The sequence below is a fragment of the Marinobacter sp. genome (assembly GCF_052094685.1).
Lineage (GTDB): Bacteria > Pseudomonadota > Gammaproteobacteria > Pseudomonadales > Oleiphilaceae > Marinobacter.
In genome coordinates this window covers 1-14,363 of the sequence record NZ_JBQDKB010000001.1, presented here as the reverse complement: position 1 = coordinate 14,363, position 14,363 = coordinate 1, and the positions used below count along the sequence as shown (strand labels likewise).

The 14,363-nt window shown below is 53.5% G+C and carries 11 protein-coding genes; 5 read left to right on the top strand and 6 right to left on the bottom strand.

Annotation, left to right across the window (positions count from 1 at the left end; translation table 11 throughout):
* Positions 1-37: 37 nt before the first annotated feature.
* Positions 38-430 (top strand): glycine cleavage system protein GcvH, encoded by a 393-nt coding sequence (gene gcvH / locus ACTH3S_RS00055; protein WP_441806975.1) that lies wholly within the window; start codon positions 38-40, stop codon positions 428-430.
* 192 nt (positions 431-622) lie between these two features.
* Positions 623-1,819 carry a class I SAM-dependent rRNA methyltransferase gene (locus ACTH3S_RS00050; protein WP_441806974.1) on the top strand — a complete coding sequence of 399 codons (1,197 nt, stop codon included), beginning with the start codon at positions 623-625 and terminating at the stop codon, positions 1,817-1,819.
* 60 nt (positions 1,820-1,879) lie between these two features.
* Here the strand turns inward: ACTH3S_RS00050 and ACTH3S_RS00045 are convergent, their stop codons facing one another.
* Entirely contained in the window at positions 1,880-2,536 is a 657-nt protein-coding gene (locus ACTH3S_RS00045; protein ID WP_441806973.1) for an HAD family hydrolase, read from the bottom strand.
* Between the two features lie 172 nt (positions 2,537-2,708).
* Between ACTH3S_RS00045 and ACTH3S_RS00040 the strand changes: the two genes are divergently transcribed.
* The 3 genes from ACTH3S_RS00040 (at position 2,709) to ACTH3S_RS00030 (ending at position 6,925) form a co-directional block, all read left to right on the top strand.
* Positions 2,709-3,239, top strand: a complete 531-nt coding sequence (locus ACTH3S_RS00040) for an RNA pyrophosphohydrolase (protein WP_441806972.1) — start codon at positions 2,709-2,711, stop codon at positions 3,237-3,239.
* A 15-nt stretch (positions 3,240-3,254) separates the two neighbouring features.
* Positions 3,255-5,561, top strand: coding sequence for a phosphoenolpyruvate--protein phosphotransferase (ptsP, locus tag ACTH3S_RS00035; RefSeq protein ID WP_441806971.1), 2,307 nt, complete (start codon positions 3,255-3,257; stop codon positions 5,559-5,561).
* Between the two features lie 119 nt (positions 5,562-5,680).
* Positions 5,681-6,925, top strand: coding sequence for a patatin-like phospholipase family protein (locus ACTH3S_RS00030; protein WP_441806970.1), 1,245 nt, complete (start codon positions 5,681-5,683; stop codon positions 6,923-6,925).
* Between the two features lie 59 nt (positions 6,926-6,984).
* On the opposite strand, the gene hslU is transcribed toward ACTH3S_RS00030, so the two are convergent.
* From hslU to ACTH3S_RS00005, 5 genes are all read right to left on the bottom strand, one after another.
* On the bottom strand, positions 6,985-8,316 hold the full coding sequence (gene hslU / locus ACTH3S_RS00025; protein ID WP_441806969.1) for an ATP-dependent protease ATPase subunit HslU: 1,332 nt from the start codon (positions 8,314-8,316) through the stop codon (positions 6,985-6,987).
* Positions 8,317-8,328: 12 nt separating this feature from the next.
* A complete protein-coding gene (hslV, locus tag ACTH3S_RS00020; protein WP_441806968.1) occupies positions 8,329-8,859 on the bottom strand; it encodes an ATP-dependent protease subunit HslV in 531 nt (176 codons plus the stop codon).
* A gap of 106 nt (positions 8,860-8,965) precedes the next feature.
* A complete protein-coding gene (locus tag ACTH3S_RS00015; RefSeq protein WP_441806967.1) occupies positions 8,966-9,451 on the bottom strand; it encodes an SPOR domain-containing protein in 486 nt (161 codons plus the stop codon).
* 150 nt (positions 9,452-9,601) lie between these two features.
* Positions 9,602-11,287 (bottom strand): arginine--tRNA ligase, encoded by a 1,686-nt coding sequence (argS, locus tag ACTH3S_RS00010; protein WP_441806966.1) that lies wholly within the window; start codon positions 11,285-11,287, stop codon positions 9,602-9,604.
* 164 nt (positions 11,288-11,451) lie between these two features.
* The gene (locus ACTH3S_RS00005) at positions 11,452-14,199 is read right to left on the bottom strand and encodes a hypothetical protein (protein ID WP_441806965.1); all 2,748 of its coding nucleotides are present in this window, start codon (positions 14,197-14,199) and stop codon (positions 11,452-11,454) included.
* Between the last annotated feature and the right edge of the window lie 164 nt (positions 14,200-14,363).

Genomic DNA, 14,363 nt, shown 5'->3' with positions numbered 1-14,363 from the left:
GTTACACTGCCCCAAAAATCTGCTAGGAATTACCGTTATGAGCGATACCCCTTCCGATCTCAAATACATCGACACTCACCAGTGGGTGCGAGTGCACGCCGATGGAACAGCAACGGTTGGCATAACTGACTTTGCCCAAGAGCAATTGGGTGATGTGGTTTATATCGGGGTTCCCGAGGTTGGTGAAACGGTTACCGGCGGCGAAGAAGCCGGCGTTGCCGAATCGGTGAAATCCGCATCGGATGTATTTAGCCCGGTTACCGGTGAGGTTATCGAGATTAATGAGCTTCTCGAAGATGAGCCAGAGAAGACCAACGAAGACCCGTACGGCGACGGCTGGCTGTTCAAAGTAAAGCTGGCCGATGAAGGCGAGCTTGAAGGTTTGATGGATGCTGCTGCTTACGCAGAGCATGTGGCGGCCGCCGAATAAACCGAGTAGGAACCGTCGGGCAAGGCTTTCCAAAACACGCTCCTTGCGGCACATCCATGTGGCGCTTGGGCTCCGCCATCCCTGGCTCCGCACAGTTTTGGAAAGCCTTGCCCGACGGTTCCCTCTAGCTTGGGTGCTGTCGTCGTTAGTTAATGTATAATCCACGCCCCGTTTTCCGATCAGGTGGTTGCAATGAATTTCCCGGTTTTATATTTACGCAAAGGCGCGGAGCGCAGGCTTCGGGCTGGCCATCTGTGGGTTTACAGCAACGAAGTGGATATCCAGCGGTCACCGTTGGCGCAGTTTGAAGCCGGTACTCAGGCTGAGTTACGTGCGGCAAACGACAAACCCCTGGGCGTAGTGTTCGTGAACCCTCATGCACTCATTTGCGGCCGCCTGATCAGCCGTGATGCGGCGCAGGGCATGACACCAAACCGACTGACCCAGCGCATGGAAACAGCACTGGTTCTGCGGGAACGGGTGTTTGATAAACCCTTCTATCGCTGGGTGTTTGGCGACAGCGACGGCCTTTCCGGGCTCGTGGTCGATCGGTTTGGCGATACCGTAGTGGTGCAAATTTCCACCGCTGGCATGGAGCACATGAAAGAGTCGATCATTCGGGCGATTCAGCGGCTGGCGCACCCCAAGGCCATTATTCTCAAGAATGATGGCAAGATGCGCTCAGTGGAAGGACTGGATACCTACGTTGAGCAGGCCCATGGCCCAGAAGCGACGCTACTTGAAGTGGAAGAAAACGGTGTTCACTTTGAAGTGCCCCTTGAAGGCGGCCAGAAAACCGGCTGGTTTTATGATCACCGAATGAATCGTCAGCGCTTGCAAGCGTATGCGCCAGGTAAGCGCGTGTTAGATGTGTTCAGTTACGTGGGCGGCTGGGGCATTCAGGCGGCTTGCGCGGGTGCTACTCAGGTTACCTGTGTAGATAGCTCTTCCTCAGCTATCGATTCTGTTCACCACAATGCCAAGCTCAATGGCCTGGATAACGTTGAGACTCTTGAAGGTGATGCATTCGAAGCACTGAAAGCGCTGGCGGACGAGAAGGAAAAGTTCGATATTGTGGTGCTGGACCCACCGGCATTTATTCCCCGCCGTCGTGACCAGAAAGCCGGTGAGCAGGCGTATGCCCGATTGAATCAGCTGGGTTTGCGGCTGCTGGAGCGGGATGGCCTGTTGGTGTCGGCTTCCTGCTCTATGCACCTCTCCCAAGAGAAACTGGTGGATATCATTCGGGGCAGTGGCCGCAAGATTGATCGCTTCGTGCAGCTTTTGGAGCAGGGGCATCAAGCGCCGGATCATCCGATTATTCCGGGAATTCCAGAGACTGACTACATCAAATCCTGCTTTGTGCGCTCTCTTACCGGGTTTATGTGACGCTGAAGCCGAACGCCTGCTCTCGAAAAGAGAGAGGGTTCGGCTCTTCTCTGGCAAGTATCAATCGCGAAGTGTCATAACATCCCAGCCCTGATTTCTGGCGAATTCTTCCAGCTTCGGGTCCGGGTCAACCGCAACCGGGTTGTCCACTTTTTCTAACAGCGGCAAATCATTGTGGGAATCGCTGTAGAACCAAGCGCCGTCCAGGCTCTCACCCGTAGCCGCCAGCCAGTCATTCAGCCGGGCGACTTTGCCGCCTTGAAAGCTGGGGGTACCCGCAATTCCGCCGGTATAACGGCCATCGACCATCTCTGGCTCAGTGGCAATCAGGTGGTCAATGCCCAGTGCATCGGCAATGGGCTCGGTCACAAACCGGTTGGTCGCCGTGATAATCATCAGGGTGTGACCACGTTCCCGGTGGCTGTTCAAAAGCGCATCGGCTTTTTTTAGCAGCATAGGGCGTACTTTTTTATCCATGAACGTGGCGCGCCATTCTAGCAGTTCGTCCATGCTGTGAATTGACAGCGGCTGAAGCACAAACCCAAGGTAGTTAAGTATATCCAGCTCGCCATTCAGGTAATCCTGATAGAAGCGATCATTGGCCTTACGGTAGGCCTGGGCATCAACAATACCTTCCTCTACCAAAAACTCACCCCAGGCATGATCGCTGTCGCCAGCGAGTAGGGTGTTGTCGAGATCAAAAATTGCGAGCGTCAAACGATTACCTCCAAGGACACGGAACTTGTGGAAGGCCGGTATCTTACCACGGGCGATTGCCAGCAGCTGCGTTTGCCGAAGCCTTGGGATTCTGTAAGAATGAGCGCAACTTGGAAAAATCCGACCGGTAACTATCTGACCGGTCTACCGACTCTATTAAGAGGACTGTGCCGTGATCGATTCAGACGGTTTCAGACCCAACGTCGGAATCATTCTGGCCAACTACCGGGGGCAAGTTCTCTGGGCAAGGCGAATAGGGCAGGACTCCTGGCAGTTTCCCCAAGGCGGCATCAATCATGAAGAATCGCCGGAAGAAGCACTGTACCGGGAGCTTGGAGAGGAAATTGGCCTAAACGCCAATGATGTTGAAATCATCAGTTGTACCCGGGGCTGGCTGAGGTATCGCCTTCCCCGAAGAATGGTACGGCAACACTCGCACCCCGTTTGCGTGGGCCAAAAACAGAAATGGTTCCTACTGAGGATGTTATCGCCAGATGCGCAAGTACGCGTTGACGGTACGAATTCACCGGAATTCGATGGCTGGCAGTGGGTAAGCTACTGGTACCCGTTGGGTCAGGTGGTTTCCTTCAAGCGCGAAGTATACCGACGTGCGCTGAGAGAGCTTGCACCAAGACTGTTCTACAACATGGAGCAGTGGCACCGAAGCGAGCATAACCGGCGTTTAAAGGAACAGGCGAAATGACGGACTGACACACCCATGCTGAGCATTCTGCGAAGTCTAGTACAAGAGGTAAACAGCGCCCGGGATCTTCAGGAGGCGCTGGGTATCATTGTATCGCGTGTGCAGAAAGCCATGGGAACCGAAGTGTGTTCCGTTTATCTGCTGGATCCAGCCTCCAACCGCTATATCCTAATGGCCACCGAAGGGCTATACCTGCAGGCTGTGGGCCAAGTGAGTCTTGCGCACTCTGAAGGGCTTGTGGGGCTTGTGGGCTCCAGAGAAGAGCCCATTAACCTGGAAGACGCACCATCCCACCCCCGCTATCGATACTTTCCTGAAACCGGCGAGGAGCGCTTCCGCTCCTTTCTCGGGGTCCCTATTATTCACCATCGCCGGGTACTCGGCGTGCTTGTAGTTCAGCAGCGGGAGAGCTCCCGGTGTTTTGACGAAGGTGAAGAAGCTTTTCTGGTTACCGTATCCGCTCAGCTTGCCGGTGTTATTGCCCATAGCGAAGCAACCGGTGCCATCAGCGGCCTGTCCCTGACCGGGGAAGAGGCCCGCGACGTGGCCTTCGATGGTGTGCCCGGCTCTCCAGGCGTAGCTATTGGCCACGGTGTAGTGGTTTACCCACCTGCAGATCTGGACGCTGTGCCCGAGAGGCCGGCTGAAGATATTGATTTGGAATTGGAGTTGTTCCGGTCTGCTGTACAGGCGGTTTGTGAAGATATCGAAGCTGTTGCAAAGCGGCTTACCTCCCGCTTGCGACCGGAAGAGCTGGCACTGTTCGACGTGTATCTTCGGATGTTGAGTGATGAGGCCTTGCCCGGAGAGGTTAACAACACAATTCGGGAAGGGAATTGGGCGCAAGGCGCCCTAAAACGGGTGGTTCTGCAGTACGTTCGCCAGTTTGAAATGATGGACGATCACTACCTGCAAGAGCGCGCGGTGGATATTCGCGACCTAGGTCGCCGCCTGCTTTCGTACCTGCAAGAAGGTGAGCAAAACGATGTGATTTACCCAGAACACACTGTTCTGGTTAGTGAAGAGCTCACTCCGGCCATGCTCGGTGAGGTGCCCCGAGGGAAGTTGGTGGGACTGGTGTCCGTTAAAGGCTCTAGCAACTCCCACGTTGCCATTCTAGCCCGCGCCATGGGTGTGCCCACCGTGATGGGGTTGGTGGATATCCCGGTTAATCAGCTTGACCGTAAAGAGTTGATTGTGGATGGGTTTGAGGGGCAGATTTTCGCCTCGCCCTCCTCAGATCTGCGGACGTTCTTCCAGGCTATTTTTGATGAAGAAGAGGAGATCGACCGTAGCCTGGAAGCGCTTCGCGACTTACCCTGCGAAACAACCGATGGCCACCGGGTTCCGCTTTTGGTCAATACCGGGTTGATGACAGATGTGGTGCGTTCATTGTCCCATGGCGCAGAGGGCATAGGTCTGTACCGCACCGAAGTGCCTTTCATGATCAAGGACCGTTTCCCCTCGGAACAGGAGCAGCGCCAATATTACCGTGAGCAGCTAGAGGCGTTTGCGCCCAATCCAGTCACCATGCGTACTCTGGATATCGGCGGCGATAAATCGCTAGCGTACTTCCCCATTGAAGAAGAAAACCCATTTCTGGGCTGGCGGGGCATTCGAGTTACATTGGATCATCCTGAGATCTTTCTCGTGCAAGTGCGAGCCATGCTCAAAGCCAGTGAGGGCTTGAATAACCTTCAAATCATGCTGCCCATGATCAGCAATATTTCCGAAGTGGAGGAATCCCTGCACCTGATTTACCGGGTGTACCACGAGGTGAGGGAAGAGGGTTTTGACATCCACATGCCCAAAGTGGGCGTAATGATTGAGATACCTGCTGCGGTGTATCAAATTCGTGAGCTGGCGGACCGTGTGGACTTCCTGTCAGTTGGCTCCAACGACTTGACTCAGTACTTACTTGCGGTAGACCGCAACAACCCACGGGTGGCGCAGCTCTATCACTCGTACCACCCGGCTGTGCTGCAGGCGCTGGTGCGCATTGCTCAAGATGCTCATGCGGTGGGTAAGCCCCTGGGTATTTGCGGTGAATTAGCCGGGGACCCCGGGGGGGCATTGCTGTTAATGGCCATGGGCTACGATTCTTTATCCATGAACGCGGCCAGTTTGCCGAAAGTAAAATCGGTGATTCGCAGTGTAAGTAAGGAATGGGCAGTGACGCTTCTGAAAGATGTGCTGCTGCTGGATTCGCCCCATGTAATCAAAAGCTGTGTGGATCTCGCGTTGCGTAACGCAGGCTTCGGACGTTACCTCCGGCCAAGTAAATCCACAACAACAGCACTGGCGGCACACACCACCACCTGAGGATGTCATATTAGGCAGCCTTTCAAATCTAGGGTGTGTACTCTAAACCGGGTTGTTACCTTGTTAGTCAGACAATTCAGAATGTTAGCTCTGGCTATTTATCCGGAAAAGGAAAGGCTATGAAACCGCCAACCGATCTGAAACCTACTCCACGCATCGGGCTCGCGCTCGGTGGCGGCGGCCCTTTAGGTGGCATTTATGAGATTGGCGCACTCCGGGCGCTGGATGAAGCGCTGGATGGGCTGGATTTCAACAATCTTGATGTTTATGTGGGTGTTAACGCCGGCTCGTTTGTGGCAGCCAACCTGGCTAACCAGATGACCACCGCGCAACTGTGCCGGATCTTTGTTCGCAATGAAGCCGAAGTTCACCCGTTTCACCCAGACGTATTTTTTCGTCCCGCATTAAAGGAAATGGGCAGCCGGCTGTTGGCCGTGCCCGGGCTACTTTCTACCGCCGTTCGCCGTTTTATCAGTAACCCCTACGATCAGAGCCTGCTGGAAGCCATGACCATATTGGCGCAGGCGGCGCCTGCCGGGCTCTTTGACAACGAAGGGCTGCATGAGTACCTCAAGCGCGCCTTTTCTATGCTGGGACGTTCAAACAATTTCCGGCAGTTGAAGCGCAGTCTCTATATTGTGGCTGCGGATGTGGAAAGCACCGAGGCGGTGTGTTTTGGTGCTCCCGGGTTCGATCACGTGCCGATCTCCAAAGCTATTCAGGCAAGCACAGCGTCGCCAGGGCTGTATGTGCCGGTTGATATTGATGGCCGGTATTATGTGGACGGAACGTTACGCAAAGGCCTGCATGCTTCAGTGGCGTTTGAAGATGGCGCAGATCTGGTTTTTGCCGTAAATCCCCAGGTGCCAATTGACGCCAGTGCAGCCGTTAGAGCCGGAACCATGGGGCCTGGGGAGTTGACACATTCGGGCATGCCCAGCTTGTTGTCCCAGATGTTCAGAACAATGGTGTATTCACGTATGCAATCGGGCGTGGCCCATTACACGACGGATTACCCGAATAAAGATCTTCTTCTGTTTGAGCCGACAAGAGACGATGCCAAGCTGTTTCTCTCTAACGTGTTCAGTTTCCAGTCACGTAGGATGGTGTGTGAGCACGCCTATCAAATGACCCGTCGGGATTTGCTGAACCGGGCGGATGAGTTAGAGCCTAAACTGATAAAATACGGCATAACGTTGCGCCGAGATCGTCTGGAAGACGAACAACGCACCATCAGTACCAGTCTTTATGGCGAAATGCTGCCACTCTATGTGGCCAAAAGCAGGCAGAAAAAGGCAGCGGGGAAGGGCAAGCTCGCAACTGGGCTAGAAAACGTCACCCATCTGTTTTCAAAAGCAGAATAAAAACGGGCCAGGCGCGCAAAACACGCCTGGCCCACTGGTTTCTGGTTCGCGCCCGCGAATCAGAGAATGTAACGGCTCAGATCTTCGTCTTCCGACAGTTCCCCAAGCTTTTCATTTACGTAATCTGCGGTTACTTCAAACGTATCGGTTACGTCATCACCGGCATCAAAGGACAGGCTTTCCAGCAGCCGTTCCAGAACCGTATGCAGGCGCCGGGCACCGATGTTTTCGGTGGTCGCATTTACCTTCCAGGAAATTTCTGCAATGCGGGCGATGGCTTCGTTGTTGAACGTCAACTTAACGCCCTCTGTTGCCATCAATGCCTCATACTGCTGAACCAGTGAAGCATCTGGCTCGGTAAGAATGCGTTTGAAATCATCCGGGGTAAGAGCCTGTAGTTCCACGCGGATGGGCAGGCGGCCCTGAAGCTCCGGAATCAGATCCGAGGGCTTCGACAGGTGAAACGCGCCGGAAGCAATGAACAGGATATGATCCGTGCGCACTGAGCCGTATTTTGTGCTCACGGTGCTGCCTTCAATGAGCGGCAGCAGATCCCGCTGAACCCCTTCCCGTGACACGTCCGACGACGTGTTTTCAGAACGTTTAGCCACCTTGTCAATTTCATCGAGAAACACAATGCCATTTTGTTCTACGGCGAGAATGGCTTTTTGCTTGATCGATTCCTCGTTGACCAGTTTAGCGGCTTCCTCTTCCTTTGCCCGCTTGAGGGCATCGGAGACCTTCATTTTTCGGGGCTTGGATTTTTCAGAGGCCATATTCGAGAACATGCTCTGCAACTGATTGGTCATCTCCTCCATGCCAGGAGGCGCCATGATCTCAACGCCGCCGCCGGAATTGCTCAGATTAATTTCGATCTCTTTGTCGTCCAGTTCACCTTCACGCAGCTTCTTTCGGAACATCTGACGCGTGGAGGAGTCCTCAGGCGGCTTCTGGCTGTCTTCGCTGAAGCTTCTGGCTGGCGGTATCAGGGCGTCTAGAATACGTTCCTCAGCGGCATCCAAGGCTCTCTCTTCATGGAGTTTCATTTCCTGCACACGCAGCATCTTCACGGCCATGTCTGCCAGGTCACGAATAATGGACTCAACATCACGCCCTACGTAGCCCACCTCAGTGAATTTGGTGGCTTCTACTTTCAGGAAGGGCGCATCGGCTAGCTTGGCCAAGCGGCGGGCAATTTCGGTTTTACCCACGCCGGTGGGGCCGATCATCAGAATATTCTTTGGCGTAACCTCATCACGAAGGGTGCTGTCCAGTTGCATGCGGCGCCAGCGGTTTCTAAGGGCAATTGCCACTGCGCGCTTGGCCTCTTGCTGGCCCACGATGTGTTTGTTGAGTTCGTGGACAATCTCACGGGGAGTCATTGCAGACATGTGTGCTCCGGATCAATCGTTTTTGGAGAGTGTTTCAAGTGTGCGATTGTGGTTCGTGTAGATGCAGATGTCCGCTGCTATATCCAAGCCTTTCTCCACAATTTCATGGGCAGAAAGCTCGGTGTTCTCAAGCAGTGCGCGGGCAGATGCTTGCGCGAACGGGCCGCCAGAGCCAATCGCAATCAATCCCTGCTCGGGTTCGATCACATCGCCGTTTCCGGTGATGATCAAAGATGCGGTTTCATCCGCCACCGCCAGAAGCGCTTCCAGTCGTCGCAATGCTCTATCTGAGCGCCAGTCTTTGGCCAGTTCAACGGCCGCTCTTGTAAGATTGCCCTCGTGCTTTTCAAGTTGGGCTTCAAACCGTTCAAATAGAGTAAAAGCATCGGCAGTGCCGCCGGCAAAACCGGCAACCACCTTGCCATTGTAAAGGCGACGAACCTTGCGGGCGTTGCCCTTCATTACGGTATTGCCCAGAGAAACCTGGCCGTCGCCTCCCATGGCAACTTCGTCATCGCGTCTGACGGAAAGAATGGTAGTCATTAGGGCTCCAATTGCCTGATAAAAATCGGTATTGGCCAGTTATGGAGGCGGGATAAAAGAATTCAAGTGCCTGCGCAGAGGAGTCTGCCGGGTGTGCGCGGGGTAGCTATTCTTTCTTTGGAATTTTCCGGGCCAGCGGCTGAATGTTAATAGACACAAGCTTGTCCACGGCAGAGCTCATTTGGCTCCGTGAGGTGAACGGGCCCACATTCACGCGGTACCACACAGAGCCGCTATCTAGCTCAATATTTTGTACCGAAGCCCTAAGGCCCAAAAAGGCAATCTGCGCCCGTTGGCGCTCGGCGTCTTCCTTACTGCGAAAAGAGCCAGACTGCACAATGTAGTCGTAGTTCTGCTTGGATGGACCAGGGGTGTACTCGTCCACCTTCGAGGGAACAACTTCTGATTCCGGAAGCATGTCGTAAAACCGAAAGCCCGGCTTCTTTTCCTGCTGCTCTGCGGCCTTTTTTGTTGGTTGTTGCGCCGGCTTCTCGACGGCGGGCTGAGGGCCTGTGCTGGGCGGTACGGAATTTAAGTACACAATAAATCCGATAAACCCACCGACCGTGGCCAAAGACAGGATCCACTTCAAGGATAGACCTCCACGTTGGGAGCGAGCCGGTGCTGCAGGCTTTGTGCGCTTTTTGGGTGCGCGCGCAGCCTTGCTCGGCTTTCTCTTGGACGTGGTGGACGGCGTGGCCGATCGTTTTTTTCGGGCGTAATCTTGGGCCATTGTTGCTACTTACATCTCTTCTGGTGCGCTGACGCCCAATAGGCCAAGCCCGTTGTCAATTACCTGGCGCACGGCGAGGTAAAGGCTTACACGGGCATCACGTACGGCGGTGTCTTCAATCAGCACTTTGTGGGCGTTGTAGTAGGTGTGGAACTGGCCAGCCAGGTCCCTCAAGTAATGCGTAAGGTGGTGCGGTTCGCGCTGGGCTGATGAGTTGGCAATAAGCTCTGGGTATTTTGCCAGTTGGTTTGCCAGCTCTTTTTCCTCATCCAGAGTAAGCAACGACAAATCACCCACGCACTCATTGAACCCGCGCTCAACGCCTTCGGTAGCCAGCTTTCGCAGCACGCTGCAAATACGCGCATGGGCATACTGAATGTAATACACCGGGTTTTCATTGGTTTGAGAGCGGGCCAAATCGATATCGAAGGTCAACTGGGAATCCACGCGCCGTGCCGCGAGGAAAAAGCGGGTGGCATCGCGGCCTACTTCGTCAATCAGATCTCGAATGGTCACATAGCTGCCGGCACGCTTGGAGATTTTCACCTCCTGGCCGGAACGAGTCACCATAACCATCTGGTGCAGAACGTAATCCGGCCAACCCTGGGGAATGCCCGCGTTCAGTGCCTGTAACCCGGCACGAACCCGGGTAATCGTGGAGTGGTGGTCGGCGCCTTGCTCATTGATTACCGTGGTAAAACCGCGCTCCCACTTGTCCAGGTGGTAGGCCACGTCTGGCAGAAAGTAGGTGTAGCCGCCATCCTGTTTGCGCATTACCCGGTCTTTGTCATCGCCGAACTCTTTGGTTTTCAGCCATATAGCGCCGCCGTCTTCATAGGTGTAGCCATTTTCTTGCAGGCGCTTAACGGTCGCTTCTACTTTGCCGCTCTGATAAAGCGACGATTCCAGAAAATACACATCAAATTGCACGCCGAACGCCTTCAAATCCAGATCCTGCTCCCGGCGCAAATACGCCACCGCAAAATCCTGAATGGCGGCACGGTCTTCCGGGTCGGCGCTGGCGGTTACTTCACGATCGTCTGCGGTTACTGTATTACCGGCAAGATAAGCCTTGGCGACATCGGCAATATAGTCGCCGCGGTAACCGTTTTCTGGCCAGCCGTCGTCTTCCGGCGTTAGTCCTTTCACACGAGCCTGCACCGAGAGCGCAAGATTGTTTATCTGAGCGCCGGCATCGTTGTAGTAAAACTCCCGGGTAACATCGTAACCGTTTGCTTCCAGCAGGCGGCACAGGCAATCGCCAATGGCCGCGCCCCGGCCATGACCAACATGCAAGGGGCCGGTGGGGTTTGCGGAAACAAACTCGACCTGAACTTTCTTGCCCTTACCGTTGCTGTTTCGACCGAACTGGCCCGCTTCATCCAGAATCGTATTAACGATCGCAAACGCACTGGAGGTGCTCATGAAAAAGTTGATAAAGCCCGGGCCGGCAATTTCTACTTTCTCCACCGCACTGCTTTGTGGCAGCTTTTCGATCAGTAGCTCAGCCAGCTTGCGAGGTGCGCAGCCCGCCGTTTTGGCGGCAACCAGTGCAATGTTGCAGGCATAGTCACCGTGGGATTTATCCTTGGTGTTGCCCACTTGCGGCGTGTAGGTCTGGTCGGCAGGCAGGGTGCCTTCAGATTGAAGGGCAGCCAGTGCGGACTGGAGCAGATCGGAAATGGTCTCTTTCATGCTGTTGGACGGCTCGGGTTGCAAAAATGAGGAGGCGGTAAGCAAAAACGCCCACCGAAAATTCGATGGGCGCTATTATCGCGGAAAGTCGTTTTGTAAGCAAAAAGCCCGGCGCGTGGCCGGGCTTTTGCGCGTTCGTCAGCTTAAAGCCCTAACGGGTTAATTTATTCAGTCGCTCGGTCAAAAGCGCTAGTGCCGCCCGGTGGTGTCACGGTTACTGTTAATTTCATCAGTTCTGTCCGATTTGAATCCGGTTCAATGAAAGTACACCCGGTGAAGCTGTACGGGGTTTGCAGAAGAGCAGATGATGACCCTAATGTGTAGCTGCTGGAAGAAGCCGGAATAAGCGTTCCGTTCGTGACTTCAAATTCCATGGTCGTGCCAACTGGGGGGGAATACATGCTGCTATTGGTTCCCTCAAGATCGACAAATGCTTCTGCACATAAAGCTCCGCCAGTTGCTGGGATCGTCTGCGTGTCTAGCTCAACGCTTACTCCCGTAGATGTAGTCATCAATATTCTAACCGTACTGTCGATTTCTCCGGTAGGTGTCGGCCCATTGGCATTAGCGGGGGCCAGGGTGCCGTGGGTATAGGCTCTTATTTCAGCATAGCCGGCTCCTGGGGCGTTGCTAATATTCAAGCTTTCCCATGTGACATTGCAGCGACCTTCATTATCGAGGATGCACTCTGGTTCAATGCTGCCAACAGTTGTTTCGAAGTTAACCACGGTATTGCCGCGTATGCGATTACCTTGATTGTCAGCTGCCAAAAGGGTTAGTGGCACTTTTACACCGTTAATGCCTCTTGTGTCAGGTGCAAAGTTGCTTGTACTCAAAGAGAAACGCTCCGCATACGGCAGCTTAGAGTTGACCGCAATCGGCGCTGAATACGCCTCTAGAAGGCTGCCAATTGTATCTGTATAGCTGGCAATAACCCGAAAAACAACGTTATCAAAACCGACAGCTGCTTTAATTTTAACCTCCGCGTAACCGTCTTCATTGGTTTTACCGCCGTTGACAGGCTCGAGTACAGCAACGTCTGTGTTTCCAGGGTTGTCGAGAGTAAAGGTTACAGATTCCCCTTCGATGCCGTTATTCTGGCTGTCTTTTAGCTGCACACTGAGTGTAGAGGTTGTCTCACGACCCTCTGTGGAATACCAGGATGGGGCGATGGAGTTAGGGGTGGGGCGGCCTGTGGTTAAAGAGTTTGCAGGCAGCTCTGCTAGCGCAATAGTTGTTTCTGCAGTCGCTGTCAGACCTGCCACGCCCTCTAGCTCAGCGCGAACCAAGTCCTCTGTGCGTGAACCGCAGCTTTGAGCCGTATACAATACCTCAATGTAACCCAAGCTCACTGACGCGTTTTCCGTGGAGAGAGGCGATATCGCGCCCTGTTGTTCGCCGCAGCGCGAAGTGAGTTTAATGGATAGCGGCTGTCCTTTGATCTGGGTTTCAGTTTGTGCATCGGCTATGGATAGGTACAGTTTGGTTTGGACGCCCAGAGGCAGTGGTGTGCTTCGGGTATTTCCGATTACGCCTTTATTGAAGGTGCCTGTGTTGAAAAAGCCAAGTGCCAATTCCTGACCCTGTTTGGGCAGAATGTTCAAAGTTGTGGATGCAATGGTGTCGGTATCAGTAATGCGGGCATAGACTGTATCGTCGCCAATACAGCCGTTAGCCTTGTAGGTGCTAATCAGTTCGCCGGATGCTGTAGATCCTGTTGTGTCGATCGATGACAGCCCGGAGTCGATGCAGGTTGAGAAGAATTCAACATTGCTTTCCTTGCCTATAATCCGATCAAAAGTGCCCGAGTTGTCGAGCGTACCGATGACGGAACGAATAGAAGTGCTCGGCTCTGTCTCGATGTTATAGTCCAATGTTGTCTTTTCTGCGGCTAGGGTTTGAGTGAAGGTACCCGCCGAATCGAAGGATCCAATTGCAAGGTTGTTTTCGTTTATAGACAAATCTACAGAGGCTCGCAGTTGGTTGTCTGTGCCGGCTAGTGCGTAAACAGAGTCTGTGCCCAAACACTTCCCGGCAGGGCCCTCAGCTGTGTATATCGCTAACAGCTGGCCGCTGTTTGTCACACCAGTTGTCTCGATTTTCGCTCTTCCTGCATCGAGGCACATAGATGTAAACTCAACACTCAGACCGCTGCTGATCACCGGGTCATCGTTATTGTCAACGATAGCCAGACGAAGATCCGTAGAATTGGATCCACCAGTACCGCTGGTTAGGACAGGGGTGGTGGCGTCAAGAATACCTTCTTGAAAGATGCTGCTGTTGTCAAAGGATCCAACTCGATAGGCTGATGGAGGTGTAGATCCAGTGGGTGACTGGTTTGTCATCGTTATCTTGGCGAGATTGGAGAAATTGTGATTAACACGGGCGTAAAGTACATCTTGGCCTGCACAGCGCTCATCGGGTGTGTATTCCGAGTAACCAACTCCCGTATCCAAACTGACGCTTTCGGGTCCAAATGCCGCCCAGCCAGATGAAGCACAGGCAGAAAAAAAGGTAACTGTATTATCAACCCCCAAGACTAACTCATCAGAGTTTTCTTTGAGAATTGCTACCTGTAAACGAGCAGGCTCATTTCCGATTAGTGGGTTCGGAGGGGTCGCTTGAATCTGGTTGGCAACAAATGTTGTTGGGTCTGTTATGTCAGTCAAATAACCGATTCGATACACAGGTTCTGGAGGAGTGTTTCCGCCAGTGTCGCCGTTACCAGTATCTGGGTTAGATGCTTCCCCATCTGTATTGTCGTTAGTCCCATCCCCAGAATTGTCCTCTGTGGGCTCCTGAGGCGAGGGGTTCACATTAACAATGGGTGTCGAACCATCATCTCCACCACAAGCAGCCAAAAGTGCCACCAGCGACAGCGCCGACGCACGAGCAAGAAATTTCCCTGACATTATTTTTCTCCAGTTTTCGTTACAGCAAGAGCCCTTGAATGCTTATCTCGTGCGTGATGATCGCAGCAAGCTGTGGCGCATTTATAGGTATGTATTTTTGATTTGCTGAAAAGCATAGCATAGGTTTTCGCTATACAATGCTGATTAGTATTCATTTCTGCAAT

What these genes read in the sequence shown, in the direction of transcription:
- gcvH (WP_441806975.1), top strand. Translation starts at nt 38, where the DNA reads ATGAGCGATACCCCTTCCGATCTCAAATACATCGACACTCACCAGTGG.
- ACTH3S_RS00050 (WP_441806974.1), top strand. Translation starts at nt 623, where the DNA reads ATGAATTTCCCGGTTTTATATTTACGCAAAGGCGCGGAGCGCAGGCTT.
- ptsP (WP_441806971.1), top strand. Translation starts at nt 3,255, where the DNA reads ATGCTGAGCATTCTGCGAAGTCTAGTACAAGAGGTAAACAGCGCCCGG.
- ACTH3S_RS00030 (WP_441806970.1), top strand. Translation starts at nt 5,681, where the DNA reads ATGAAACCGCCAACCGATCTGAAACCTACTCCACGCATCGGGCTCGCG.
- hslU (WP_441806969.1), bottom strand. Translation starts at nt 8,316, where the DNA reads ATGTCTGCAATGACTCCCCGTGAGATTGTCCACGAACTCAACAAACAC.
- hslV (WP_441806968.1), bottom strand. Translation starts at nt 8,859, where the DNA reads ATGACTACCATTCTTTCCGTCAGACGCGATGACGAAGTTGCCATGGGA.
- argS (WP_441806966.1), bottom strand. Translation starts at nt 11,287, where the DNA reads ATGAAAGAGACCATTTCCGATCTGCTCCAGTCCGCACTGGCTGCCCTT.
- ACTH3S_RS00005 (WP_441806965.1), bottom strand. Translation starts at nt 14,199, where the DNA reads ATGTCAGGGAAATTTCTTGCTCGTGCGTCGGCGCTGTCGCTGGTGGCA.